Here is a 23,658-nt window from a genome sequence, read left to right as displayed (position 1 = left end):
GTTTATCTTTGTCCGGCGGCCATCCTGGCATCCGGCTTGGCCACAGTGGTCGATGAGCGCAGAATGAGTTCGGTCGGCATGACCACGGTCGCATCCGGTGCAAGGCGGCCTTCCAGCCGCTCGATCATCAGCCGCATGACTTCGACGCCGATCTCGCGCTGCGGCTGACGGACGGTGGTCAGCGGCGGATTGCAGGCGACGGCGAAGATCGTATCGTCGAAGCCGACCACGGAGATGTCGCCCGGCACCGAAGCCCCGCGCGCCCTGAGACGGTTGATGGCGCCGACCGCCATTTCGTCGTTGGCGGCGAAGATGGCCGAAAAGGGCAGACCTCGCGCGAAGAGTTCATCGACCGCCGCCTCACCAGAGGCCAGACTGAAGTCGCCCCGCACCGTGAGCCGCTCGTCGGGAGGAATGCCGGCCTCCGCCAAGGCTTTGCGCCAGCCGGCGACGCGCGCGACGCTCATCACCTCCGGCACCGGCCCACTGATATGGGCGATGGCCGTGTGTCCGAGATCCAGCAGATGCTGCGTCGCCTTGGCGCCAGCCCCTTCGTTGTCGATCAGTACGGTCGGCAACTTGCGCGTCGGCAGATATTCGAGCGCCACCACCATCGGCGGCAATCCCGCATCCGCAAGCTCCACCGGCATCGAGCCGGTCATCAGGATGAGGCCGTCGGCATGCCGCTCGCGCACCATGTCGATATAATGGTGGACGCGCGCCGGATCGGAGCGGGCGTCGCCCATCAGCACCTTGTAACCAGCCGAAGAGGCCACGTCTTCCACGCCCTTGAAGACGTCGAGGTAGAACGGGTTGGAGATGTCACGCACCAGCAGGATCACCGTGTCGGTGGCCTGCCGTCGGAAATGGCGCGCCTGGGCGTTCGGTACGAAGCCGAGCTCGGCGACGCAGCGCAGCACCGTCTCGCGCGTTTCCGGCCGCACGAGATCGGGGTTCTTGAGGGTGCGCGACACGGTGGCCACCGACACGCCGGCCATCGCGGCGACGTCGCGAATATTGACGGAATCTGCCATGGCAATCACACCCTCAACCGCGCTTGCCGACCATAAAGCAGCATCAAGAGCAGCAGCGTCACCCCGAAGATCACTTGCCGTCCCCAGAACTCCAGGTTCAGCGTGGTCAGCACGCTTTGCAGCAAGATCAGAGCAATGGCACCAAGCGCCGTACCGGTATAGGAACCTGCACCGCCCGACAACGACGTGCCGCCGATCACCACCGCGATCACCGATGGCAGCACATACTGGTCGCCGACGCTGATGAACGAGTTGCCGGTGTAGCCGATGACACAGACGCCGGTGAAGCCGCCGAAGAGACCGGCGAGACCATAGAGCAGCACGCGGATGCGGCGCGCCGGCAGGCCGGTCAGCACCGCGGCGTTCTCGTTGGAGCCGATGGCGTAGATCGACCAGCCGAAACGCGTCCGCTTCAGTACCAGCGCCATCAGCGCGATGATCGCCGCCCAAACAAACAGGATGCCGGGAATGCCGAGAAAGGCCGAGCGGCTGACGAAAGCCATCAAGGCGGGTGCCGCGTTGCCAGAGGGCACACCGCGAGACAGCACCACGAGGCCGCCCTGGATGACACCCATCATGCCGAGCGTCATGACCAGCGGCGGAATGCGCAGATAGGTGACGCCGAGCCCGTTGACGACTCCGATCAGGAAACCGGCGCAGCAGGCGGCGGCGAAGGCCAGGGGTATGGCGGCGTTGGAACCGTTCATCACATTGCCGGCGATGACGGCGCCGAGCGAGATGACGGCGCCGATCGACAGGTCGATGCCCTCGCGCCCGCCGAGAATGACAAGGTTTTGTCCAGCGGCGGCGATGCCGAGGATGGCCGATACCGTCAGAAGACGGACGATCTGGTCGCCGCGCGCAAAGCCCGGCGATACCAGTTCGCCGATGACGAGCAGCGCCAGAATGGCGATGGAGGAGATCAGCAGCGGGTTCTTGGCATGGTCCGCGAAGCGGTTCATGGCTTTCTCCTCAGCGCCGGGTGACGAGGACGCCGCCGGCCAGCGCGGCGAGAATGATGAGGCCCTGCACCAGCGTCTGGTACTCGAACGGAAGGCCGGCGAAGAAGATCACCGAACCGATCATCCCGACCACCCAGGCACCGAGCACCGAGCCGAGCGCGCCGCCGACGCCCCCGGCCAGTGCGGTGCCGCCCAGAACCACGGCAGAAATCGCCGACATGGCCAGCGTCTGCCCCATCAGCGGATCGCCGCTGGCGGTCTCGCCGGTGAGGCAGAGACTGGCGAAGGCGGCGTAGAGGCCGGACAGCGCGAAGGCGGAAACCCTCAACCGTCCGAGGTCGAGGCCGGTCTGGAAGGCGGCTGTCCTGAGGCCGCCGACAGCCTTGAGGCGGATCATGAACGGCCGGGCAGCCAAAAAGGCGGCAAGAAGAAAGGCAAGGAGATAGATGACGTAGACGGTGGGCACGCCGAGGATCGTGCCGGCATAGGTGCGCCAGTAGGGTTCGGGTACCGGCATGCCCGCCTGCGGCAGAACCCAGAGGGCAAGACCCGAGAAGACGATCGACGTCGCAAAGGTAGTGACGATCGGCTGAAAGCGCAGGCCGGCGATGATCAGGCCGTTGACGAGGCCGGAGCCGGCGCCGACCCCCATGCCGACGAGAAGGCCGACAATGACGGCGGTGCCCTCACCGCCGAGCGCAGCGATCACCGTCACAGTGACGACATTGACGAGCGCCACGATGGCGCCAACCGACAGATCGATGTCGCCGCCCAGGATGACATAGGTCTGGCCGATCGCCACCAGCACCAGCGGCAGGAAGGTGGTGAGATTGGACTGGATGACTGACGGCTCCAGGAAGTTGGGCTGGAGCACAGCGTTGACCATGAGGAGAACGAGAAGCGCCGCCGCCGTCACCAGCCAGGCGCGTCCGCCGAGTTTGCCGAGGCCGCTCATGCCGCATCTCCATAGGAGGCGCGCGTCAACTCGAAGGGCGTCAGCCGATCGCCCTGGAGGTCGGCGGTGATGACGCCGCCGTTCAGCACCAGGACGCGGTCGCAGAGCGAGAGGAGTTCGCTGTCCTCTGACGAATAGATGATCACGGTCGCCCCTTCGTCGGCGAGTTTGCGCGCCAGGAGATAAAAGTCGCCCTTGGCGCCGAGGTCGATGCCCTTGGTAGGATCGTCGAGCAGCAAGAGGCCCGGTGCCGGCGACAGCCAGCGCGAAATGAACACCTTCTGCTGGTTGCCGCCCGACAGCGAGCCGATCGGCGCGTCGAGACCGGCATAGCGGGTGTTGAGCCCGGTCAGCACGTCGGCAAAACGCTCGCGAAACTGTGCTCCGGGAATGACGTGCCGCTTCTCTCGCACCAGGCTGGCGATGGCGGTGTTCTCCAGGATCGAGCGGCCGGGCAGCGCGCTGTCGCGCCCGCGGTCGCCGGAGACATAGGCGATGCGGTGGGCGATGGCGTCAGCCGGCCGGCGGGCCGTGACGTCGACATCGTCGAGCGTGACGCGCCCGACGTGGAACGGTTCGGCGCCGAACAGGCCTGATAGCAGCGCCTTCTGCCCCTGCCCTTGCAAGCCGCCAAGCCCCAGGATCTCGCCACGCTTCGCCACAAAGGACACCGGCCCGAGCCGGGTCGACCTGACGCCGTCCACGACGAGGCGGGCATCGCCCTCAAGCGGCTCGTGGTCGCGGACCGATGCGGCGATGGCGCCGGTCTCGCCCACCATGGCGTAGACGACTGCATAGCGATCGGTTTCAGCGGCGGAAAACTCTGCCACCGTTTCGCCGTTGCGCATCACGGTAATGCGATCGGCGATGGCAAACACCTCGTCCATGCGATGCGAAATGAAGATCGACGAGACGCCTTCGGCCTTGAGCTCGCGCAGGATGTCGAAGAACACCTCCACCTGCCTGCGATCGAGCGTCGCCGTCGCCTCGTCAAAGATGATGATCTTCGGCTTGCGCGCCAAAACCTTCAGGATTTCAGCGAGCTGGCGCTGATCGGGCGAAAGATCCGACACGCGGGCATCCGGCGTGAATCCGGTACCGGCCACGGCGGCGACGCGAGCGATCAGCGCCTCGGTCTCGCACTGGATGGCCGCCCGATCGGTAAAGCCCAGGGCATTGCGCGGTTCGCGACCGAGGAAGATGTTCTCACCGAGCGAAAGCTGCGGCACCAGCGACAGTTCCTGGTAGAACAACGCCACACCCTGCTCTTCGGCAAGGCGCGGCGAACCGAGTGCCGCTGCCTCGCCATCGATCAGCACCTCGCCGCTGTCGAGGGCGACGGTTCCGGCGATGATCTTGCAGAGCGTCGACTTGCCGCAGCCGTTGGCGCCGAGCAGCGCGTGGATCTCGCCGCGCTCCACCGTCAGGCGGGCTTTCTCGAGCGCACGCACGGCGCCGAAGCTCTTGGATATGTCGCGGGCGCGGAGGATTGGTTGCATCGGTCGCATCCGGATCGGATCGGCAAGACAGCGCAGTCGCACGCATGAACAGCGCACGCCGGGCCGAAGGGAAAAGGACGGGCCGGTCCCGGGAGGAAGACAGGCCGGCCCGTTCAGGAGTTTACTTGAAGAACTTGGCCGCGTCGTCGATCGACACGACGTCGGTCACCGACCAGTAGCCGGGCTTGCCTTCGGCTTCCTTCAGCTTCTCCGCGAGGTTGTCATTGGAGACGAAGGGGATCGGGATGTAGATGGCGTTGCCATAGACGCCACCGAATACGTCATCCTTGAACTCCTTGCCCTGAAGCTTCAGAACCGCGACATTGAGCGCCGAGGCCATCACGCCCGGCGGATTGACGGACGCGCCCGACGTCAGGCCCTCCTTCGACCACAGGTCCATGAAGTCCTTGCGGATCTCGCCGGTGGCGACGATGGACTTCTGCTTGCCGGCCGCCATAATGGCGCGCCAGGTGCCGGCCGCCATGCCGTCCTGCACCCAGATGCCGTTGATGTCGGGATAGGTGGCGAGCAGCGTCTGCGCCGTCTGCTGGCCCTGCGCCTGATCCCAGTTGGCGTTGGCCTCGTTGAGGATCTTGATGTCCGGAAACTTCTTGAAGACTTCCGTATAGCCCTCGACGCGCATCTGGTTGGCCGGATGGCCGGCGACACCGTTGATGGTGACGACATTGCCCTTGCCGCCCAACGCATTGGCCAGCCACTCGGCCGACTTCATCGCCCAGCCCTTCTGGTCGATGCCGACGTAGATGGCGTCCTTGGACGACACCTCGGCGTCGGTGGCGACGACCAGGATGCCCTTGGCCTTGGCCTGGGCGAAGATCGGGTCGAAGGCCGTCGGGCTGTTCGGGTTGATGATGATGGCGTTGACGCCCTGATTGATGAAGTTGCGGACGTTGCCGATCTGGCCCTGCACGTCGACGTTGGCCGACTGCACCACGACGTTGACCGTGACGCCCTTGTCGGCCCACGCCTTGGCGGCCGCCTGCGCCTCCTCGATCATCTGGGTGCGCCACTCGCTGCCGACCCAGCCGTTCGACAGGCCGATGGTGAAGGTCTCGGCCGCCGACGCCGCGCTGACCGCGGCCACGGCGATGCCGGCCGCCAACAGAACTGATTTCATTGTCGCCTCCCTGACGCGCCGCGAACCGGCCCTCCGGCCCGTCGGCCTGTCGCTTGGTATCGCTCCTCCGGGATTTCGCTCCATGGCAATCGCCTTGGCCGGAACAATCCCTGGGCCCTCTCTGCCCGAAGCGATGATGTAACCGGTTACATTCTCCGTCAATAAGCCCTTTCGCCTATAGCTGGCCAGAGAATCCGCAACCATGGGAAGCGACGTTGAGGCCTATGCTGCCCTTGCCGAGTGCCATAGAGATAATCGTCGGGATGACATCGGTGTTCCGACAGTCCGGCATGCGCAAGGACTTGCCGCAAGTTCAATAGGGGTATATACCCGCGTTATGGACTCACCCTGCTATTGCGATCTCCTGAGGACGGCGGCGCGCAAGACGACCGCCATCTACGATCGGCACCTCGCCGAGGTCGGGCTGACGCTCGCCCAGTACAAACTCTTGAAGAAGATCGAACGCGCCGGTGAACTGTCGATCTCCGAACTGGCCGCCGCCTGCGATCTTGACCGCTCGACGATTGGCCGCAATGCCCAGGTGCTCGAGAAACACGATCTCGTTGCGGAATGCAGTTGCGGCGATGGTCGTCGCAGCATGCTGAAGCTCACGGAAACCGGTCGACAGCGCTTTGCCGCCGCCGCTCCGCATTGGCGGGCAGCGCAGGCCGAGATCGAGGCCGTGCTCGCCCCGGATCAGATCGTCGCGCTCACGACCCTCTCCGACGCCCTGTAGTTCGCTTTTTCTCCCATCCCTTTTCCTTGAAAGACCGCCGATGACGACCGCCCTTCCGGCCTTCTTTGCCCGTCGCAACATTTACTATGGCTGGGTGGTGGCCGCCGTCACCTTCGTCACCATGCTGGCAACGGCCGGAGCGCTTGGGGCACCGGGCGTCATGCTGCGGCCGCTCGAAGCAGAGTTCGGCTGGCAGAACTCCGACATCTCTACCGCCTTCGCCGTCCGCCTGGTGCTGTTCGGCCTGATGGGCCCGTTCTCGGCAGCGCTGATGAACCGCTTCGGCGTCCGCCGTGTCGTCGTCACCGCACTTTTCCTGATCATCGCCGGCTTCGGCTTCTCCGTCACCATGACGCAACTCTGGCAGTTGATGCTGTTCTGGGGCCTCGTCATCGGTTTCGGCACCGGCATGACCGCGCAGGTGCTGGGCGCCACGGTGGCGACTCGCTGGTTCGTCAGTCGGCGTGGTCTGGTTGTCGGCCTGCTCACGGCGTCCAACGCCACTGGGCAGCTCATCTTCCTGCCGGTGATTGCCGCCGCCACCGAGGCCTGGGGCTGGCGCACCGCCCTTGGCCTCGTGGTGGTCCTGCTCGCTATCGCACTCGTCGGCGTGCTCGTCCTGATGCGCGACCGGCCGGCTGACGTCGGCCTTGCGCCGCTCGGCGGCACGCACCAGCCGGCTCCGGCCCACACGACGGGTTTCTTGACGCTGGTATCGGCGCCAATCGTCGGCCTGCGCGACGCCGCGCGCTCCTATGTGTTCTGGGTGCTGTTCATCACCTTCTTCGTCTGCGGCCTGTCCACCAACGGCCTCATCCAGACCCATTGGGTGTCGATTTGCGGCGATTACGGCATCCGGCCGGTCAGTGCGGCCGGATTCCTCGCCTTCGTTGGGTTGTTCGACTTCGCCGGCACGCTGCTCTCCGGCTGGCTGTCGGATCGCTACGACAATCGCTGGCTGCTGTTCTGGTATTATGGCCTGCGCGGCCTGTCGCTGCTCTATCTGCCGCTGACCGGCTTCGATCCGCTTTTGCTCGCCGGCTTTGCCGTCTTCTACGGCCTCGACTGGGTGGCAACGGTGCCGCCTACCGTCAAGATCTCCGCTGAGCGCTTCGGCGCCGAGAAGGCCGGCCTGGTCTTTGGCTGGGTCTTCGCCGCCCACCAGCTGGGCGCGGCCACCGCGGCCTATGGCGCCGGCTGGAGCCGTACCGACCTTGAAAGCTACGTGCCGGCGCTGGTGGTGGCCGGCGGCTTCTGCCTCGTGGCGGCGGCGCTTTGCCTCACCATCGAGCGCAAGCGCGAACCAGCGGCACCGCTGCCGCAGGCCGCCTGAGCTGAGTCACAGGAAGAAGGTGACGCCGATCATCAAGACGAGGATCAGGCCGCCGACAATGGCAACGACCGGCCGGCCGCCTCCCGAGGCACGGCTGCCGGACGCGTTTCCACCGGCCTCCCGTGCAGCCGCGGCCTTTCTGCGCGCCTCACGCGCCTTCTTGTCGAGCTTGACGACCTCGCCCATCAGACCACCCTCCGTCCCTGCCTTGCCGCTCAGCCCGTAACGCCATCAAGCGCTTCAGTCACGCGGATTTCGCCGACCTTGTCGCCCGCCCACGTCTTCACTGGGGGATTGGCGAGGTCCTGCATCTCGGCATAACCCGCATCATCGGGAGTGAGTTTCAAGAGATCGATCAGAATTCGAGCCATCACCGCTTCGGAGGCTCGAGTGGCGCCATCGTCGATCTTGAGGGCAACGCCGAGGCCGAGCTCCTTGATCGCCGCAATGAACACGCCTTCCGCGCCGGTCTTGACCAGGACGCGGTTGCCGAGCGCCGTCATCGCCCGCGTGCAGAAGCGCCCCGTGCCGGCGATCATGAAGGGTTCGGCCGCCGCCGCGAGCCTCAACCGCTCGGCCGCCCGGGCCCGCGTGGCCGTGAGGCCGACGCCCGTCACAAAGCGGGCAAAGCCATGGGCCAGCGCCCGCGGCGACACGGCGAAGGTGGGGATCGAACACCCGTCGGTGCCGCAGATATCGGTGGCATGCGGCGTGCCGGTCATCGAGGCACCGGCGGCGATCACCTCGCGCATCACCGGATGTTCAGCCTTTTCATAGCCGCGCGGGTCCGCGCCCATGACGACGCAGGTGCAAAGAAAGCCAGCGTGCTTGCCGGAACAGTTGTTGTGGATGCGGCCGGGCTTCTCACCTCGCCGATGCAGTTCGCCCTGGTCATCGTGCCGTCCCGGCCAATGGGGACCGCAGGCAAGGCACCCCTCGTCGAGACCCGCCGCCGCAAGCATTGCCCTGGCTGTCTCGACGTGTCGAGGCTCGGCGCTGTGCGATGCCATGGAAAGGGCGATCTCCGCATCACCGAAACCGAAGCGATCGGCTGCGCCACTCTCCAGGAAGGACAGCGCCTGGAACGGCTTCACCGCCGAACGCGGAAAGCTCGGTCGCTCGATGTCGCCGGCACCGAAAACCAAGCGGCCGTCGCCATCGACGATCGCCACCGATCCGCGGTGAAAGCTCTCGACGATGGGGCCGCGCGTCACCTCGACCAGAACCGGATTCTCCATCGACCTATTGTCCCTGTTTGTCGATCCAGGCGGCGAGACGGGCAACGGCCTCGTCCAGCACCTCGTCGCGCTTGGAAAAACAGAAGCGGATGAACCGCTTCGGCGGGTTGGAAACATAGAAAGCCGAAACAGGCACAGCCGCGACGCCGGCTTCGCGCGTCATCCTCAGGCATGCCTCGGCATCGTCATCCATGCCGAGCGGCCCGGTGTCGGTCACGATGAAATAGGTGCCGGCCGAAGGCAGAACCGAAAAGCCGAGCGCCGAAAGGCCCTTCGACAAACGGTCGCGCTTTGCCTGCAGCCCGGCGATGAACCCGTCGAAATAGTCATTGCCCAATGAAAGTCCGTGCGCGACGGCCGTCTGCAGTGCCGGCGGCGTGGTGAAGGTGACGAACTGATGCGCCTTGGCGATCGGTTCCATCAAGGCGGGTGCGGCTGTGACATACCCTACTTTCCAGCCGGTCAGCGAAAAGGTCTTGCCGGCCGAGCCGATGCGGACGACGCGGTCACGCATGCCGGGAAGCTGCATCGGCGAGACGTGCCGCCCGCCATCAAACACCAGATGCTCGTAGACCTCGTCGGAAATCACCACCGCATCATGCTTCAGACAGAGACTGGCGATCAGATCGAGTTCCTGGCGCGAGAACACCTTGCCGGACGGGTTCATCGGCGTGTTGATCAGGATCGCCTTGGTTCGGTCCGAAAAGGCGGCGGCCAGCGTCTGGGGGTCGAGTTCCCAGGTCGGCGGCGCGATGCGCACCGGTTTGGGAATGCCGTCGGCCTGCCGGACGATCGGCAGGTAGCTGTCGTAGAGCGGTTCGATCAGCACCACTTCGTCGCCGGGACGGACGAGACCGAGAATGGCATCGGCGAGCGCCTCGGTGGCGCCCGACGTCACCATCACCTCGGTTTGCCAGTCGATGTTCAGATCATAGAAGCGCTTGTTGATCGCCGCGACTGCCTGCCGCAGGACCGGCAGGCCCATCATCGGCGGATATTGGTTGGGGCCGGCTAGAAAGGCTTCCGCTGCCGCGCGCCGCACCTCTTCGGGACCGTCGATATCCGGAAAGCCCTGACCGAGGTTGATGGCGCCGGTCTCGCGGGCAAGGCCGGACATCACCTCAAAGATGGTGGTGGGAAGGCCGGTGAAGATGGGGTTGGTGGGCTTCATCGCTAATCAATCGCAGAAAACGTCCCGACCCTAAAGCATCGGGCCGAAAAGTGGAAACCGGTTTTCGGATAATCCGAGACGAGTTCAAAGGGCGATCGGCGCCACGTGGCACCTCAAGTGATTTTCCCGGCGCATGGCTCGGCCTGAGGTCTTTGCCTATGGCGCATCACGCCTCATCCGGCTAAGCTCCTTGCATCTCACGGGGTGCCCCATCCGGGGCTGAGAGGAGTTTCTCCAACCCGACGAACCTGATCCGGGTCATGCCGGCGGAGGGATAGAGCCATGCAGACATTCGCCTGACGCGTTCCGCCGCCCGCCATTCCAACGACGGCCGAACGACCATGATTCTCGACGAACGTACCTACACCATCGAGCCGGCGCATGTCGGCACCTATCTCGATCTCTATGTCCGCGAGGGCATGGCGATTCAAACAGGCCATCTCGGTATGCTGATCGGCTGGTTCACCCAGGACATCGGCACCGTCAACGACGTCGTCCACATCTGGCAATACGAGGATCTTGCCGACCGAGAACGCCGGCGCGCCGCGATGGAGGCCGACCCTGCCTGGCAGGCCTTCCGCGCCAAGGCGGCGCCCCTGGTACAGGCCATGCGCAGCCGCATCCTCAAGCCGACGTGGTTCTCGCCGCTCGGCGGCTCGGGGACACCATGAGGACGATCGCGGCACGCCTTTCCCGGGCGATCGACCGGGTACTTGCCGGTCTGCTGGCGGTTGTTCTCGCGGCGCTGCTCGTGCTGGTGTTCGGCGCCACGCTGCTGCGTTACCTCTTCTCAACCGGCTTCGTCGCCACCGAGGATCTCGGCATTCTCCTCCACACGGCGCTTGTCTTCCTCGGCTTGCCGCTTTGCGCCAGCGGACCACTCGCCATGCGGATCGACGTGGCAACCCGCCGCCTTGGTCCAAGGGCGCGAGCGATCGCCGACGTGGCCTCTGACGCCATCACGCTCGCCGCGGCTCTGGTCCTGACGCTCGGCGCCGGCAAGGTGGCAGCGCTGATCGGCGGAACGTCGCCCACTCTCGGCATTCCCGAAAGCTGGCGCTTCTGGCCGGTAGCGATCGGTGGCGGGTTGGCAGCGGGGCAAGTGGTGCTGAAATCGGTCGCCGGCAGTCGTTCTTGGCTGACCGCTTTGACTGTCGCAGGCGGAATGAGCCTCGCCGCCCTGCCCCACCTGCCGGTGCTGGTGCCGGTGGTCTCGCCGAGCCTTATTGCTTGCCTCGCCGCCTGTCTTGCGCTCGCTGCGGGCGCGCCGTTCGTCCACTCGCTGCTGGTCGGGCTCGCCGTTGCCGTGCCCTTCGGCGCCCGACTGCCGGAAGCGGCCATCGTGCAGCAGACGGTGTCGGGCATGGGAAAGTTCCTGTTGCTCGCCATTCCCTTCTTCCTGCTTGCCGGCATGCTGATGAACGCCGGCGGTCTGGCCCACCGCCTCGTCCGCTTCGCCTCGGCACTGGTTGGTCACCGTCGCGGCGGCATGGCCCAGGCGACGCTCGTAACCAACCTTATGTTCTCCGGCGTGTCCGGCTCATCGATCGCCGACGCCGCCTTCGGCGCCAAGGTGCTGGCGCCTGCTCTCGTTGATGATGGCGTCAAACCTGAGAAGGCGGCGGCCATCGTCGCCGCCACGGCGGTCCTGCCCAACATCATCCCCCCGTCGATCGCCTTCCTGCTGCTCGCTTCGGCCACCAACCTCTCGGTCGGCGCCTTGTTCGAGGGCGGGCTCGTCGCCGGTCTGATCCTGGCGGCGGCCATGGCCGTGATGCTGCATTTTGCCACCGAGACCCCGACGCGTCCGATTGTTCATCGGGTGGAGCGCCTTGCCGCCTTCACCGCCGCGATCCCGGTTTTCGGCCTGGCACTGGTGGTCTTCTTAGGCATTCGCCTCGGCATTGCCACGCCCACCGAGGCGGCCGCCGTCGCCTCGGTCTACGCGCTCATCGCGGCGGTGGTCGGCCCGGGCGGCCGTCGGTCCACCCGGGCAGCCTTCTTGCAGGCGGGGCGCGAGACGGCCGCCATCGGCCTTCTCGTCGCCTCATCGGCGCCGCTGGTCTTCCTGCTGGCCATCGACGGCCTTCCCCAGGCGCTGGCCGGCTGGGTAACGGCTTTGGGCGGCAATCCGCTGGCCATCATGCTGATCGCCAACCTGATCCTGCTCGTCGTCGGCGGGCCGCTCGATGTTGGTCCCGGCATCTTGCTGTTTGCACCGCTGCTGCTGCCATCGGTCACCGCCGCCGGCATAGATCCGGTGGCCTTCGGCGTCATTCTCACGATCAACCTGATGATCGGTGGGCTGACACCACCCGTCGGCGTGCTGGTGTTCGTCGCCGCCGGCATCACCGGCCTCTCCGCCAGCGCCGTTTTCCGGGCCGCGCTGCCGCTGACCCTCACTCTCGTCGCCGCCACCTCGGCGATGGCGCTCGTCGTCGCCCTTTGGGCGCTTGTCTGACACCCAACCTCGGAGAAAACTCGATGCCCATTCTCACCCGTCGCGCCTTTGCCGCCGGTCTCACCGCTCTTGCCCTTCCGTCCATCATCCGGCCAGCCCGCGCCGCGCCGCGCACCTTGACCGTCGCCTCGCTGCTCGGTGATGACAAGCCGGAAACCAAGATCTGGCTGAAGGTGCGCGATCTCGTGGAAGCCAAGCTCCCCGGCCGCTTCGATTTCCGCATCGTCGGCAACGCCGCGCTGGGTGGCGAGAAGGAGGTTGCCGAGGGCATCCGTCTCGATTCCATCCAGGCCAGCCTCTCCACCATGTCGGTACTGTCGGCCTGGGTGCCGGAAACACAGCTCTTCGACCTGCCCTTCGTCTTCCGGGACCGCGACCATGTCCGTCGCGCCACCTCCGGCCCGATCGGCGACGAGTTCAAGCAGACGCTGACCGGCCAGGGCTTCGTCACCCTTGGCTTCATCAACTACGGCGCGCGCCATCTGCTCGCCAAGGAAGCGGTGACGACGCCGGAGGGCGTGGCCGAAAAGCGCATCCGCGTCATCCAGAGCCCGCTGCACGTCGAACTCTGGAAGGCCTATGGTGCCCTGCCGACGCCCATCCCGATCACCGAGACCTACAACGCCTTGAAGACCGGCGTCGTCGACATGATGGATCTTACCAAGTCCGCCTACGCCGGCTTCCGCCTCTACGAGGTGGTGCCCTATCTCATCGAGACCGCCCACATCTGGGCGACCGGCGCCGTCTATCTGTCGGCCGGGTTCTGGAACAGCCTCGCCGACGACGAGAAGACCGTGTTCGCGGCAGCGATCTCGGAGGGATCTGCCTATTTCGACGAACTGATGCAGGCTGACGAGACGGTCTCGATGGAAGCCGCAAAAGCGGCAGGCGGTCAGACAATCGTCCCGGAAGATCGAGATTCCTGGGCGCAGGGAGCCGAAAGTGTCTGGACCGCCCTGGCGCCGAAGGTTGGCGGCATCGAGCGCATCAAGGCCCTCGCCGCCCTGTAGACAACGAAAAAGCCGGCTCGCCTCGCGGCGGCCGGCTTCCGATTTTTACCTGACATCTGGCATCAAACCAGGCGGCTCTGTTCCACAGCCGCTCCGATAAAGCTCGCAAACAGCGGATGCGGCTCGAACGGCCGGCTCTTCAGCTCGGGATGGTACTGAACGCCGATGAACCAGGGGTGGTCGGGAATCTCCACCGTCTCCGGCAGCACGCCATCCGGCGACATGCCGGCAAACGACAGGCCGCAGGACTCAAGCCGTTCGCGATAGTCGATGTTCACCTCGTAGCGGTGACGATGACGCTCGTGGATGATCTCCGAGCCATAGATCTCGGCGATCTTCGACCCCTTGGCGAGGTGCGCCTCGTAGGAGCCAAGACGCAACGTACCGCCCATGTCGCCGCCGGCCTTGCGCTTCTCAAGGGCGTTGCCCTTCAGCCATTCGGTCATCAGACCGACGACCGGCTGTTCGGTCGGACCAAACTCCGACGACGAGGCGTCCGCCACGCCGGCCAATGCCCGCGCCGCTTCGATCACCGCCATCTGCATGCCGAAGCAGATGCCGAAATAGGGCACATTGTGCTGGCGCGCGAAGCGGGCCGCCAGGATCTTGCCTTCCGAGCCGCGCTCGCCGAAACCGCCCGGCACGAGAATGCCATGCACATGGTCGAGATAGGGGGTGGGATCTTCCTTCTCGAACACCTCGCTCTCGATCCACTCGATCTTGACGCGCACGTTGTTGGCGATGCCGCCGTGCACCAGCGCCTCGATCAGCGACTTGTAGGCATCCTTCAGCACCGTGTACTTGCCGACGACGGCGATGTTCACCTCGCCCTCGGGGTTCTTGATGCGGTTGACGATGCCCTGCCAGCGGTCGAGCTTGGGGGCCGGCGCCGCCTCGATGCCGAAGGCGGCCAGCACCTCGTCGTCGAAGCCTTCCTTGTGATAGGCGAGCGGCACCTCGTAGATGGTGCCGACGTCGAGGCCCGGAATGACCGCTGACTGGCGGACGTTGCAGAACAGCGACAGCTTCTTGCGCTCGCCTTCGGGGATGGGCCGATCGCAGCGAACGAGCAGGATGTCCGGCTGGATGCCGATGGAGCGCAGCTCCTTCACCGAATGCTGCGTCGGCTTGGTCTTGAGCTCGCCGGCCGAGGGGATGTAGGGCATCAGCGTCAGGTGAATGTAGACGCAATGCCGGCGTGGCAGTTCATTGCCGAGCTGGCGGATCGCCTCGAGGAAGGGCATCGCCTCGATGTCGCCCACCGTGCCGCCGATCTCGCAGAGCACGAAATCATAGTTCTCGTTGCCGTCGAGAATGAACGCCTTGATGGCGTCGGTGACATGCGGGATCACCTGCACCGTGCCGCCGAGATAATCGCCATGTCGTTCGCGGGCGATGATCTCCTGGTAGATGCGACCGGTGGTGATGTTGTCCTGCTTGTTGGCCGGGCGCCCCGTGAAGCGCTCGTAGTGGCCGAGATCGAGGTCAGTCTCCGCGCCATCGTCGGTCACAAAGACTTCGCCGTGCTGATACGGAGACATCGTCCCCGGATCGACGTTCAGATAGGGGTCGAGCTTACGGAGACGAACCTTGTAGCCACGCGCCTGCAGGAGAGACGCAAGAGCCGCTGCCGCGAGCCCCTTGCCCAAGGACGAAACCACGCCGCCAGTAATGAAAATGTACCGCGCCATGGGCCTTCAACCTATCTTTTCGCGGACCCGTTGGGGAGGGGGCCGACCGGTTTTTCCAAAACAAAACGAAAAGGCCGTCCCGGAAGGCGTTAACCCACCGGTCGACACGTCGTTTCAAGCTATTGTTCTGCCTCACGAAAACGGCCGCGGAAGTCCGCGACCGTCTCTATCCGCTGTCTGCCGGACGGGTTTCGTCCTTAGGGCGTCGGCGCGGGCGCGGCCGGTGCCGAGGGGGCCGGCGCCGGAGCGGCGGGGGCCGAATCAGTCGTTGGAGCCGCTGGCGCTTCGGTCGCCGGGGCCGGGGTTGCCGGCGCGGCCGGAATCTCCACCGCGGGCGCAACCGGCGCGTTGCCGGGCTGGGCCGCCGGCTTGCTCATCTGGTTGAGCTGGTCGAGGACGCCGCCCTTGCCGGTGCCGATCGGCTGGTCGGCGGCCGGCGCGGTTGGGGCCGTCTGTACCCGGTCAAGAATCGAGCCCTGCGATCCGGTAAAGCGCGGCAGGATCGACAGACCGATCGAGGTCAGGAAGAACAGCGCCGCCAGGATGGCGGTGGTGCGGGTCAGCACATTGGCGGTGCCGCGGCTGGTCATGAAGCCACCGCCGCCGCCAATGCCGAGCGCGCCGCCTTCGGAACGCTGCAGGAGCACGACGCCCACCAGGGCTGCGACCACCATCAGGTGGATGACGAGAAGAACGGTTTGCATGTAACCCCAAAACTCTGGATGGGCATCCCGGCCGGGGACGCGCCAAAGGGCACACCGACCGCATGTGCGGTCCGAGTCCGCGGCGTTGTACACGAAGGCCGGCGGCCTTTCCACCTTTCTATGGCGTTTATTTTGGAAAGCCGCCACCTTGTTACAAGCCCCTGGCAGCCCGGAAGGAGCCGACCATGATCCTCGTCACGCCGCGCCTCGTGCTTGCTCCCTGGGCGGAGCAGGATCTTGCCCCGTTTGCGGCGCTCAACGCCGATACCGAGGTGATGCGTTACTTCCCGAAGACGTTGACAACCGAGGAAAGCAACGCCGTCGTCGGGCGGCTCCAGGGCATGTGGAGCGAACACGGCTATGGCTTCTCGGCCGTGCGCCGTCGGGAAGACGACGCCTTCATTGGCATGGTCGGCATTCAGAAGGTTTTGAACCCCGCCTTCCCCTTCGCACCGGCGGTCGAGGTGGGGTGGCGGCTCGCCAAGGCGTTCTGGCGACAGGGTTATGCCGGCGAGGCGGCGCGGGCCGCCCTCGCCCATGGCTTCGATGTCCTCGGCCTCCCCGAAATCGTCGCCTTCACGGCAGTTTCCAACCTGCCGTCGCAGGCGGTGATGACGAGCCTCGGCATGACACACGATGCAGCCGACGACTTTCAGCACCCGCAGCTGCCGGAGGATCATCCCTTAAGGCCGCATGTGCTCTATCGCCTGAAGCGGGACGATTTCCAACGTTGAGGATCAGTCCAGAAGAAGCAACGCCGCCGCGTCAAAATCGGCCCGGCGGAAGTCGCGTCGCTGGCGCGCCTCGCTGTCGACACCCCAGAGCTCGGCGTTCCAATCCTCGTCGACATGGGCGGCCAGCCAGACGTCGTCGGGCAGGAGACGCTTTTCGAGGAGCGCCAGCGCCAGGAACACCGACCCGGTCAGCGTGGTGATCTGCTCGATGGCGGCAAGACGGATGGCGTCGTCCGGCAGCGCGGCGCGGATCGCCGTGACGAGCTCTCGCGGCTGGGTGACCGCCATCACGCCTATGGTCGCGACCGGCCGCACGCCGAACCGCTCCCTGACCCAGTCGAGCACCGGCTCCCAGGCGAGGCGCTGCCGCTCGTCGAGGCGCGGCGGCTCGCCGGCGCGATAGCAGGTGAGATCGGATCCGGCATAGGCGGCAATGGAATCCTTCACCGCGTCGATCTCGCTCGATACGCCGTCGATCGCCGAGTTGACGAGGCGGGTGAGCGGCATGGTCATGGGATCGACATACTCGCCCTGCCCGGCCCATTCGGCTTCCAAGGCGCAGGCGGCGCGCAACGACGCGACGGCGAGCTGGTGGCGCCCCGGCGTCCGCACTGGCTTGCCATCGAGCAGCACGCGATGAAGTCCATCGACCGGCTCGACCGACACGACCTTATAAAAGCGTTTGGGCAGCAAGCGCTGCACGTTGGCGCGTGCCCGCTCGGTCGCCAGCACCGGATCGAAGGAAGCGGCGAGGTCCTCGAAGAGATCGGCCATCGGTTCACACCTCCCCGTCAAGGAGTTTCATTGCAAGAACCGGCACGTCGCCAAAATTGTCGGCGAGCACCTGGGCACCCGCCTGCGTAAGCTCGTCTCGCCCGTGATAACCCCAACTGACGCCTAGCGCGAAAGCGCCGGCCGCTCGGGCCATCAGCATGTCATGGCTGGTGTCGCCGACCACGACCGTCTGCGATACATGACCGCCAAGCGCAGCCACTGCATCAACCACCATGAAGGGATGAGGTTTCGACGGGCCGTCATCGGCGGTGCGCAGGACTGAAAACAGGCTCGTGAGCCCGTGCGTTTCCAGGATGGCATCGAGGCCGCGACGCGACTTGCCGGTGACCACGCCGAGCACCACGTCATCCCGGCTCGTCAGCGCCTTCAGCGCATCGAGCGCACCGGGATAAAGCGGCGCCGTCTCGGCGAGGCGGAACTTCATCGCCTGATAGGTGTCGCGGTAGGCGTCGGCGACGAGGCCGACGCTGATGGCGTCCAGGTTGGCATTGAGCCGCCCGATCGCCTCCGGCAGCGACAGGCCGATGATGGAAAGGATGCCGTCTCGGCCGGGCGGCGCGTGGCCCAGCTTGGCGAAGGCTTCCGTCATGGTGGCCACGATCATGTGCTGGCTGTCCACCAGCGTGCCGTCGCAATCGAACAGAACGAGCTTCGGCATCATCGATGGGCTTCCCGCGCCGCTCACGCCAGCGCGCCGCCGCCGGCCGTCTTGAGCCAGGCTTCGCCACAGGCCTTCGCCAGTTCGCGAACGCGCAGGATATAGCTCTGCCGCTCCTGCACCGAGATGACGCCGCGTGCGTCGAGCAGATTGAAGCGATGGCTGGCCTTGATGCACTGGTCATAGGCCGGCAGCACGCACTTGTGCAGCCCGTCGTTGCCGGTCGCCGCCGCGCCCTTCTCGAGCAGCGCCTTGCATTCGGCCTCGGCGTCCTTGAAATGCTGCATCAGCACGTCGGTGTCGGCATACTCGAAGTTATGGCGGGAGTATTCTTCCTCGGCCTGATGGAAGACGTCGCCATAGGTGACCTTGTCCTCGCCGTCGCGGCCGTTGAAGTTGAGCTCGTAGCCATTGTCCACGCCCTGCAGATACATGGCGAGGCGCTCAAGACCGTAGGTGAGCTCGCCGGACACCGGCGAACACTCAATGCCAGCCACCTGCTGGAAATAGGTGAACTGGCTGACTTCCATGCCGTCGCACCAGCATTCCCAGCCGAGCCCCCAGGCGCCGAGCGTCGGGCTCTCCCAGTCGTCCTCGACGAAGCGCACGTCGTGCAGCTTGAGGTCGATGCCGATGGCCTCGAGACTTTCGAGATAGAGCTCCTGCAGGTTCTCGGGCGACGGCTTCAGGATCACCTGGAACTGGTAGTAGTGCTGGAAACGGTTGGGGTTTTCGCCATAGCGGCCATCCTTCGGCCGGCGCGACGGCTGTACATAGGCGGCCTTCCAGGACTTCGGCCCCAGCGAGCGCAACGTCGTCGCCGGGTGGAAGGTGCCGGCGCCGACTTCCATGTCGTAGGGCTGCAGGATGACGCAACCCTTCTCGGCCCAGAAGCGCTGAAGGGTCAGGATCAGCCCCTGGAAAGAGCGGCGGGGATCGTTGACGTCGGCGGTCTGGGTCATCGGAAGCTACCTGAAAAAGGCTGGAGCGCCGGCAGATGCCGGGCGGGATCGGGCGCGAAATTAGGTGCCGCCCCTCGCCCCGTCAACCGCAAAACGCCGCCCGGAAAAGCGGCGACCATCGTCCAAGAAAGAAACGACATCCACTGGCTGATGTCGTCACAGGACAGGACGATGACATCAAGACCCCTCCGCCTATCCCTGGCTTTCCTCGCCACGCTGATTGCTGCGACCTCGACCTTCGCCGCCGAAAGGCGCCACCAACTGATCGAGCCGATCCAGCCGGATCGTCGTCAGCAGGAAAGAGAGGTTGAGCCGGCTTCGGTGGGCAAGCTCTGCTATTGCCGCACGGTACATGAAAGGAATGCCGTCGGACGTCTGACGTGGAAGGTCGTCTGTTCCGAAAAGAAACCTGAACGCGGGAGCCGAAAGATCCGCGCGCCCGACTGCCGCGTCGCCGGGAACCTGCTGCCACCGTAGGCCTGACATGAAAAAGGCCGAAGCAATCCGCTTCGGCCCCGGGCTCGATCACGGTGGAAGACCCACCAAAAGGCAAGCAATGCCTAGCGCCGCTCGCGATAGACGCCAGTCACCGGATCGCGCTCCATGCGGATCTCGACGCGTACCGGTTGAGCGTTGGCCTCGTGGAGAATCTCGGCCACGCGCGTCATCTCACGCTTCAGCACCCGAACGACGACATAAATGCCGGCCCCGATGAGAGCTAATCCAACCAGATGGGACATGGCCTGTCTCCTTTGCTGACGAAACCATGAGACCACCGTCTCGGTTTCCTGGCAAGCGCAAATTCCTGTGAAGGGTTCACAAACCGTAGCGCGAGAACAGGCTGCGCCGTTCGATCGCCGCGAGAACATCATCGAAGTCCACGAGGCCGCTCGTTTCTCCCGCCGTGGCACCGAACAGGCGGCGCCGCAGGAAGCCGCTCCGTCCGGGCTCGAACGGGCGTATGTCGACCTTCTCGCCAAAACGAGCGACGAGATCGTCATGGGCGGTCCCGATCCGGTCGACCAAGCCGAGCGCCGCCGATCGCTCGCCGGCCCAGTAGAGGCCGGAGAACAGCTCTTCGCCACCGGTCAGTCGGGTGCCGCGGCGTTCCCTCACCAGCTCGATGAAGAAGGCATGGATGTCGCGCTGCAGCGTCTTGAGGTGTTCGACGTCCTCGCCGTTCTCCGGCTGAAAAGGATCGAGCGTCACCTTGCGCGTACCGGCCGTATAGACGCGGCGATCGATGCCCAGGCGAGCTATGGCCTTGTCGAGGCCGAACGTCGCCGAGACCACGCCGATCGATCCCAGGATGGACGAGCGGTCGGCGACGATCTCGTCGGCCGCACAGGCCAGCATGTAGCCGCCCGACGCCGCGATATCCTCAACATAGGCGATCACCGGCAGCTTCTTTTCATCGGCAAGCTGGCGAATGCGGCGAAAGATCAGGTGCGATTGAACGGGCGAGCCGCCGGGCGAGTTGATGGCGAGCGCCACCGCTTTTGCCCCGGTCACCGAGAACGCCTTCTTGAGCGTGCCGTCGATGGCGGACAGCGACAATGATCCGCGACCTAGCGCAGCAGGCATGCCGATGGCCCCAGACAGGCGAACGAGCGGCACGACGGGCACGTCGCCGCGAAACCGTCGCGGCAGCCAGGACCTGAGATCGACCAAGGGCGGGTTCCTTTGCGGAGGGTTCGTCGCCTCGCATGTAGGAAGCGGACCGAAGAGATTCAAACGGTGGCGTTGTTCCCGTTGCCGGTTGCAGGAAATCTGAAGGCGCCTTTCAGAAGATACGATTTGTCCCCATTGGGCATGACACTTATATTGAGGCTGTAAGAAGAGAGACAGAGAAGAGAACGGAGAACAACGATGGACGCCATGATGTTCGCCATGCTGGGTGCCAACAAGAAGCGCCACAGCCAGAGCACCGCCGAACGCGAGGTCGCCGAGGCGATCGCCCACTACGAAGAGACCGCCGGCAGCAAGGCTCGCGCGCCGAAGCGCGGTTTCCTGAAGGGTTTCGGCCTCTAAGAGGTCAAGCCACTGATGCGATGTGAGCGCCCGATCCCCGAGGGGATGCCGGGCGCTTTGTCGTATATGGGATTTCCGCCGGCGACGGTCACCATTTTATCACGATTTTACTGAATGACTGCCGCACCCCGGCCGCCAGTCTCGCGACTGGTTCTTTTCGAGCCAAATGATGACGATCGAGAAAATTGCGTCTTCGTCGGCGCAGCACGGCGCCAGCGAACTGCAGCGCATCGACTACCTGGACGGCTGGCGGGGGCTGGCTATCTTTCTGGTACTGCAGGGTCATTTCCTAGCCATCCAGGGCTGGCACAGCGGCAGGATGGGCGTCGACGTTTTCTTCTGCCTGTCCGGCCTTCTGATGAGCCGCATCCTGTTCCAGCGGCGCGTCCCCCTCGCCACCTTCTACAAACGCCGCATATCCCGCATCATCCCGGCCTTCCTGCTCTTCCTTCTGATCGTCTTCGGCATTGCCGCGCTGATCGGCAAGACGGCGCCTGCGAGCGAAGTGGTACCGACGGTCCTGTTCCTCCGCTCCTACCTGCCGGCCGACTTCCACATGTTCGCCAGTTCCTACCCGATAGGACACCTCTGGTCTCTGAACGTGGAGGAGCATTCCTACATCTTCCTGTCGCTCCTGACGCTTTTCCCATTCCTGCGCGGTCGCGAGGCCGGTGCTCTGATCGCCGTCGGCCTCCTCACCATCGCGATACACCTCAGCTACTACGCGTTCCCTGACATCGCTCCGCCCAAGGAATATTGGGTGCGGAGCGAGGTGGCAGCGACCGGTCTTCTTCTGTCGGCCGGCTACGCGCTCCTCAGGGACCGCACGGCGCCCCACGTTCGCCCGTGGATGCCTGTCGCCGCCTTCGCCGTGGCCACAGCGCTCTATGTCGGCTCGGTGTTTCCGTGGATGCTGACCATGACGGTTGCGCCCTTCTTCCTGGCCTTCACCGTCAATCATCTGGCCGAGGCGCCGGAGTGGGTACGATCGTCGCTTTCGCTGGCGCCGCTCAGGCTGCTCGGCATCGCGTCCTTCTCGATCTACCTGTGGCAGCAGCCCTTCTATCAATACAAAAGACACCTGTTTGCCAGTCTGCCTGGCCATGCGCTGGTCGGTATGGTGCTATCCGTGGCGATCGGCTTCCTGACGTTCTATGCCTACGAGAATCGCGTCAGGACATGGCTCAATCGGGTGTGGTGAGGACCGCCGCTTGAATGGGAGGACGATGAAGTGAAGATCCATGAGGACAGCAAGCTGCTGTTCATCGGTGACTCGATCACCGACTGGAGCCGCGCCCGGCCGATCGGCGAAGCCTTGTTCGACTCGCTCGGCACCGGCTACGTCGGCCTCGTCAATGCCTTCCTCAACGTCACGCACGCCGCCCACCGCATCCGCGTCGTCAACATGGGCGTCAGCGCCAACACGGTGCGCGATCTCGAGGCACGCTGGGCGACCGACGTCGAAGCGCTGAAGCCTGATTGGCTGTCGATCATGATCGGCGTCAACGACGTCTGGCGGCAGTTCGACGCCCGCCTCCAGACCGAGAACCACGTGCTGATCGGCGAGTATGAAGCGACGCTGGAACGCCTGATCCTGCGCACATTGCCCCGCCTCAAGGGCCTTGTGCTGATGGCGCCCTATTTCGTCGAGTTCAACCGCACGGATCCCATGCGCAAGATGATCGACGACTACGGTGCGGTGGTCAAAAAGCTCGCCGACAAGCACGACGCCGTCTTCGTCGACACCCAGGCCGCCTTCGATGAGGTGATGGCCGAAATCCACCCCATGGGCATCGCCACCGACCGCGTCCACCCGACCCTGACCGGCCACATGATCATCGCCCGTGCGTTCCTGACGGCGGTTGACTATCCGGTCTGATGGACGGACGGCTGTTCGTTCGCTCTCCGTCCTCGCCGCATCTCGCCTGGCGGCCGCTTGTAAACCTCCCGGAACACCGCATTGAAGCGGCGGAGGCTGCCGAAACCCGCCTGAAGCGCGACCTCGGTCATCGGCAGGTCGGTGTCGGTGATGAGGCGTTTGGCGCGCTGCACGCGGGCCGTCTTCGCCACTTCGATCGGGCTGGCGCCGAGATGGCGGCGGAACAGGCGCGTGAGATGGCGGCTGCCGACGCCGACGCGCTCCGCGAGAGTTTCGACGCTGCCGTTGCCATCAAGCACCCCCTCGTCCCTGATGAGCCGCGCCGCCTTCTCGACGGTGGTCAGCGTGCCTTTCCACGCCGGACAGAACGGCGCCGTCTCCGGTCGGCAACGCAGGCAGGGGCGATAACCGGCAAGCTCGGCCGCCGTGGCGCTCGGCAGGAATTCGACGTTGCGCCTGAGCGGTGGCTTCACCGGGCAGACGCAGCGACAGTAGATGCCGGTCGTCCTGACGCAAACGAAGAAGGCGCCGTCATAGGCCGGATCACGGGCCGCCCAGGCGGTTTCGCAGAGAGTGATATCGAGGCTCATGACAGGAATTGTATACACGATCTGGCAAGTTCAACGAACCGAGTCCGATTTCGGCGAGCCGATCATTCCTCGGTGGG

At 65.0% G+C, this 23,658-nt stretch carries 25 protein-coding genes and 1 riboswitch; of the genes, 9 read left to right on the top strand and 16 right to left on the bottom strand.

Features of this window, described 5'->3' with window-relative positions:
• Window positions 1–2: 2 nt before the first annotated feature.
• The 5 genes from CXZ10_RS04585 to CXZ10_RS04565 form a co-directional block, all read right to left on the bottom strand.
• Window positions 3–1,040 (bottom strand): LacI family DNA-binding transcriptional regulator, encoded by a 1,038-nt coding sequence (locus tag CXZ10_RS04585; RefSeq protein WP_425298913.1) that lies wholly within the window; start codon window positions 1,038–1,040, stop codon window positions 3–5.
• On the bottom strand, window positions 1,040–1,996 hold the full coding sequence (locus tag CXZ10_RS04580) for an ABC transporter permease (protein ID WP_101287856.1): 957 nt from the start codon (window positions 1,994–1,996) through the stop codon (window positions 1,040–1,042). The genes CXZ10_RS04585 and CXZ10_RS04580 overlap by 1 nt, the downstream gene beginning before the upstream one ends.
• A gap of 10 nt (window positions 1,997–2,006) precedes the next feature.
• On the bottom strand, window positions 2,007–2,951 hold the full coding sequence (locus CXZ10_RS04575; RefSeq protein WP_101287854.1) for an ABC transporter permease: 945 nt from the start codon (window positions 2,949–2,951) through the stop codon (window positions 2,007–2,009).
• Window positions 2,948–4,450 carry a sugar ABC transporter ATP-binding protein gene (locus CXZ10_RS04570; protein ID WP_101287851.1) on the bottom strand — a complete coding sequence of 501 codons (1,503 nt, stop codon included), beginning with the start codon at window positions 4,448–4,450 and terminating at the stop codon, window positions 2,948–2,950. Before CXZ10_RS04570 ends, CXZ10_RS04575 begins: the two co-directional genes overlap by 4 nt.
• 121 nt (window positions 4,451–4,571) lie before the next feature.
• On the bottom strand, window positions 4,572–5,588 hold the full coding sequence (locus tag CXZ10_RS04565) for a substrate-binding domain-containing protein (RefSeq protein ID WP_101287849.1): 1,017 nt from the start codon (window positions 5,586–5,588) through the stop codon (window positions 4,572–4,574).
• Window positions 5,589–5,925: 337 nt separating this feature from the next.
• Here CXZ10_RS04565 and CXZ10_RS04560 point away from each other — a divergent pair, with 337 nt between their 5' ends.
• A complete protein-coding gene (locus CXZ10_RS04560) occupies window positions 5,926–6,324 on the top strand; it encodes a MarR family winged helix-turn-helix transcriptional regulator (protein ID WP_180335858.1) in 399 nt (132 codons plus the stop codon).
• 40 nt (window positions 6,325–6,364) lie between these two features.
• The gene (locus CXZ10_RS04555) at window positions 6,365–7,657 is read left to right on the top strand and encodes an MFS transporter (RefSeq protein ID WP_101287845.1); all 1,293 of its coding nucleotides are present in this window, start codon (window positions 6,365–6,367) and stop codon (window positions 7,655–7,657) included.
• Window positions 7,658–7,663: 6 nt separating this feature from the next.
• Here the strand turns inward: CXZ10_RS04555 and CXZ10_RS04550 are convergent, their stop codons facing one another.
• The 3 genes from CXZ10_RS04550 to CXZ10_RS04540 are packed head-to-tail and all read right to left on the bottom strand — an operon-like array spanning window position 7,664 to window position 10,066.
• Window positions 7,664–7,843 (bottom strand): hypothetical protein, encoded by a 180-nt coding sequence (locus CXZ10_RS04550; protein WP_101287842.1) that lies wholly within the window; start codon window positions 7,841–7,843, stop codon window positions 7,664–7,666.
• 29 nt (window positions 7,844–7,872) lie between these two features.
• Window positions 7,873–8,895 carry an asparaginase gene (locus CXZ10_RS04545; protein WP_101287840.1) on the bottom strand — a complete coding sequence of 341 codons (1,023 nt, stop codon included), beginning with the start codon at window positions 8,893–8,895 and terminating at the stop codon, window positions 7,873–7,875.
• 4 nt (window positions 8,896–8,899) lie between these two features.
• Window positions 8,900–10,066 (bottom strand): aminotransferase, encoded by a 1,167-nt coding sequence (locus CXZ10_RS04540; RefSeq protein WP_101287838.1) that lies wholly within the window; start codon window positions 10,064–10,066, stop codon window positions 8,900–8,902.
• Between the two features lie 190 nt (window positions 10,067–10,256).
• Window positions 10,257–10,359, top strand: a riboswitch (TPP riboswitch).
• A 48-nt stretch (window positions 10,360–10,407) separates the two neighbouring features.
• Here CXZ10_RS04540 and CXZ10_RS04535 point away from each other — a divergent pair.
• From CXZ10_RS04535 to CXZ10_RS04525, 3 genes are read left to right on the top strand one after another with little or no spacing between them, the layout of a single operon-like run.
• Window positions 10,408–10,737, top strand: a complete 330-nt coding sequence (locus tag CXZ10_RS04535; protein ID WP_101288361.1) for an NIPSNAP family protein — start codon at window positions 10,408–10,410, stop codon at window positions 10,735–10,737.
• Window positions 10,734–12,527 carry a TRAP transporter large permease gene (locus CXZ10_RS04530; protein WP_101287837.1) on the top strand — a complete coding sequence of 598 codons (1,794 nt, stop codon included), beginning with the start codon at window positions 10,734–10,736 and terminating at the stop codon, window positions 12,525–12,527. The genes CXZ10_RS04535 and CXZ10_RS04530 overlap by 4 nt, the downstream gene beginning before the upstream one ends.
• A gap of 23 nt (window positions 12,528–12,550) precedes the next feature.
• Window positions 12,551–13,537 (top strand): TRAP transporter substrate-binding protein, encoded by a 987-nt coding sequence (locus tag CXZ10_RS04525; protein ID WP_101287835.1) that lies wholly within the window; start codon window positions 12,551–12,553, stop codon window positions 13,535–13,537.
• Between the two features lie 62 nt (window positions 13,538–13,599).
• On the opposite strand, the gene CXZ10_RS04520 is transcribed toward CXZ10_RS04525, so the two are convergent.
• A complete protein-coding gene (locus CXZ10_RS04520; RefSeq protein WP_101287833.1) occupies window positions 13,600–15,228 on the bottom strand; it encodes a CTP synthase in 1,629 nt (542 codons plus the stop codon).
• A 197-nt stretch (window positions 15,229–15,425) separates the two neighbouring features.
• Complete coding sequence (secG, locus tag CXZ10_RS04515) at window positions 15,426–15,932, bottom strand: preprotein translocase subunit SecG (protein WP_101287831.1); 507 nt, start codon at window positions 15,930–15,932, stop codon at window positions 15,426–15,428.
• Window positions 15,933–16,117: 185 nt separating this feature from the next.
• On the opposite strand from secG, the gene CXZ10_RS04510 reads away from it, so the two are divergent.
• The gene (locus tag CXZ10_RS04510) at window positions 16,118–16,666 is read left to right on the top strand and encodes a GNAT family N-acetyltransferase (protein WP_101287829.1); all 549 of its coding nucleotides are present in this window, start codon (window positions 16,118–16,120) and stop codon (window positions 16,664–16,666) included.
• Between the two features lie 3 nt (window positions 16,667–16,669).
• Here the strand turns inward: CXZ10_RS04510 and CXZ10_RS04505 are convergent, their stop codons facing one another.
• The 5 genes from CXZ10_RS04505 to CXZ10_RS04480 all read right to left on the bottom strand — a co-directional run bounded on the left by CXZ10_RS04505 (window position 16,670) and on the right by CXZ10_RS04480 (window position 20,752).
• On the bottom strand, window positions 16,670–17,440 hold the full coding sequence (locus CXZ10_RS04505) for an ATP12 family chaperone protein (protein ID WP_101287827.1): 771 nt from the start codon (window positions 17,438–17,440) through the stop codon (window positions 16,670–16,672).
• 4 nt (window positions 17,441–17,444) lie between these two features.
• A complete protein-coding gene (locus tag CXZ10_RS04500) occupies window positions 17,445–18,122 on the bottom strand; it encodes an HAD-IA family hydrolase (protein WP_244617075.1) in 678 nt (225 codons plus the stop codon).
• Window positions 18,123–18,142: 20 nt separating this feature from the next.
• Complete coding sequence (locus tag CXZ10_RS04495; protein ID WP_101287824.1) at window positions 18,143–19,081, bottom strand: glycine--tRNA ligase subunit alpha; 939 nt, start codon at window positions 19,079–19,081, stop codon at window positions 18,143–18,145.
• 560 nt (window positions 19,082–19,641) lie between these two features.
• Window positions 19,642–19,821 carry a hypothetical protein gene (locus CXZ10_RS04485; protein WP_101287820.1) on the bottom strand — a complete coding sequence of 60 codons (180 nt, stop codon included), beginning with the start codon at window positions 19,819–19,821 and terminating at the stop codon, window positions 19,642–19,644.
• A 76-nt stretch (window positions 19,822–19,897) separates the two neighbouring features.
• Window positions 19,898–20,752, bottom strand: a complete 855-nt coding sequence (locus CXZ10_RS04480) for a S49 family peptidase (RefSeq protein ID WP_244617076.1) — start codon at window positions 20,750–20,752, stop codon at window positions 19,898–19,900.
• A 198-nt stretch (window positions 20,753–20,950) separates the two neighbouring features.
• Between CXZ10_RS04480 and CXZ10_RS21455 the strand changes: the two genes are divergently transcribed.
• From CXZ10_RS21455 to CXZ10_RS04470, 3 genes are all read left to right on the top strand, one after another.
• The gene (locus tag CXZ10_RS21455) at window positions 20,951–21,112 is read left to right on the top strand and encodes a hypothetical protein (protein WP_180335857.1); all 162 of its coding nucleotides are present in this window, start codon (window positions 20,951–20,953) and stop codon (window positions 21,110–21,112) included.
• Between the two features lie 169 nt (window positions 21,113–21,281).
• On the top strand, window positions 21,282–22,313 hold the full coding sequence (locus tag CXZ10_RS04475; protein ID WP_180335856.1) for an acyltransferase family protein: 1,032 nt from the start codon (window positions 21,282–21,284) through the stop codon (window positions 22,311–22,313).
• 30 nt (window positions 22,314–22,343) lie between these two features.
• Window positions 22,344–22,991, top strand: coding sequence for an SGNH/GDSL hydrolase family protein (locus CXZ10_RS04470; protein WP_101287816.1), 648 nt, complete (start codon window positions 22,344–22,346; stop codon window positions 22,989–22,991).
• On the opposite strand, the gene CXZ10_RS04465 is transcribed toward CXZ10_RS04470, so the two are convergent.
• A complete protein-coding gene (locus tag CXZ10_RS04465) occupies window positions 22,979–23,581 on the bottom strand; it encodes a bifunctional transcriptional activator/DNA repair enzyme AdaA (protein WP_101287814.1) in 603 nt (200 codons plus the stop codon). The genes CXZ10_RS04470 and CXZ10_RS04465 overlap by 13 nt on opposite strands.
• Window positions 23,582–23,658 lie beyond the last annotated feature (77 nt).

The sequence above is a fragment of the Pleomorphomonas diazotrophica genome, from assembly GCF_002844595.1.
Classification (GTDB): Bacteria; Pseudomonadota; Alphaproteobacteria; order Rhizobiales; family Pleomorphomonadaceae; genus Pleomorphomonas; species Pleomorphomonas diazotrophica.
This window is presented reverse-complemented; position numbering and strand designations above follow the sequence as displayed.

What these genes read in the sequence shown, in the direction of transcription:
- CXZ10_RS04580 (WP_101287856.1), bottom strand. Translation starts at nt 1,996, where the DNA reads ATGAACCGCTTCGCGGACCATGCCAAGAACCCGCTGCTGATCTCCTCC.
- CXZ10_RS04575 (WP_101287854.1), bottom strand. Translation starts at nt 2,951, where the DNA reads ATGAGCGGCCTCGGCAAACTCGGCGGACGCGCCTGGCTGGTGACGGCG.
- CXZ10_RS04570 (WP_101287851.1), bottom strand. Translation starts at nt 4,450, where the DNA reads ATGCAACCAATCCTCCGCGCCCGCGACATATCCAAGAGCTTCGGCGCC.
- CXZ10_RS04565 (WP_101287849.1), bottom strand. Translation starts at nt 5,588, where the DNA reads ATGAAATCAGTTCTGTTGGCGGCCGGCATCGCCGTGGCCGCGGTCAGC.
- CXZ10_RS04560 (WP_180335858.1), top strand. Translation starts at nt 5,926, where the DNA reads ATGGACTCACCCTGCTATTGCGATCTCCTGAGGACGGCGGCGCGCAAG.
- CXZ10_RS04555 (WP_101287845.1), top strand. Translation starts at nt 6,365, where the DNA reads ATGACGACCGCCCTTCCGGCCTTCTTTGCCCGTCGCAACATTTACTAT.
- CXZ10_RS04550 (WP_101287842.1), bottom strand. Translation starts at nt 7,843, where the DNA reads ATGGGCGAGGTCGTCAAGCTCGACAAGAAGGCGCGTGAGGCGCGCAGA.
- CXZ10_RS04545 (WP_101287840.1), bottom strand. Translation starts at nt 8,895, where the DNA reads ATGGAGAATCCGGTTCTGGTCGAGGTGACGCGCGGCCCCATCGTCGAG.
- CXZ10_RS04540 (WP_101287838.1), bottom strand. Translation starts at nt 10,066, where the DNA reads ATGAAGCCCACCAACCCCATCTTCACCGGCCTTCCCACCACCATCTTT.
- CXZ10_RS04535 (WP_101288361.1), top strand. Translation starts at nt 10,408, where the DNA reads ATGATTCTCGACGAACGTACCTACACCATCGAGCCGGCGCATGTCGGC.
- CXZ10_RS04530 (WP_101287837.1), top strand. Translation starts at nt 10,734, where the DNA reads ATGAGGACGATCGCGGCACGCCTTTCCCGGGCGATCGACCGGGTACTT.
- CXZ10_RS04525 (WP_101287835.1), top strand. Translation starts at nt 12,551, where the DNA reads ATGCCCATTCTCACCCGTCGCGCCTTTGCCGCCGGTCTCACCGCTCTT.
- CXZ10_RS04520 (WP_101287833.1), bottom strand. Translation starts at nt 15,228, where the DNA reads ATGGCGCGGTACATTTTCATTACTGGCGGCGTGGTTTCGTCCTTGGGC.
- secG (WP_101287831.1), bottom strand. Translation starts at nt 15,932, where the DNA reads ATGCAAACCGTTCTTCTCGTCATCCACCTGATGGTGGTCGCAGCCCTG.
- CXZ10_RS04510 (WP_101287829.1), top strand. Translation starts at nt 16,118, where the DNA reads ATGATCCTCGTCACGCCGCGCCTCGTGCTTGCTCCCTGGGCGGAGCAG.
- CXZ10_RS04505 (WP_101287827.1), bottom strand. Translation starts at nt 17,440, where the DNA reads ATGGCCGATCTCTTCGAGGACCTCGCCGCTTCCTTCGATCCGGTGCTG.
- CXZ10_RS04500 (WP_244617075.1), bottom strand. Translation starts at nt 18,122, where the DNA reads ATGATGCCGAAGCTCGTTCTGTTCGATTGCGACGGCACGCTGGTGGAC.
- CXZ10_RS04495 (WP_101287824.1), bottom strand. Translation starts at nt 19,081, where the DNA reads ATGACCCAGACCGCCGACGTCAACGATCCCCGCCGCTCTTTCCAGGGG.
- CXZ10_RS04485 (WP_101287820.1), bottom strand. Translation starts at nt 19,821, where the DNA reads ATGTCCCATCTGGTTGGATTAGCTCTCATCGGGGCCGGCATTTATGTC.
- CXZ10_RS21455 (WP_180335857.1), top strand. Translation starts at nt 20,951, where the DNA reads ATGGACGCCATGATGTTCGCCATGCTGGGTGCCAACAAGAAGCGCCAC.
- CXZ10_RS04475 (WP_180335856.1), top strand. Translation starts at nt 21,282, where the DNA reads ATGACGATCGAGAAAATTGCGTCTTCGTCGGCGCAGCACGGCGCCAGC.
- CXZ10_RS04465 (WP_101287814.1), bottom strand. Translation starts at nt 23,581, where the DNA reads ATGAGCCTCGATATCACTCTCTGCGAAACCGCCTGGGCGGCCCGTGAT.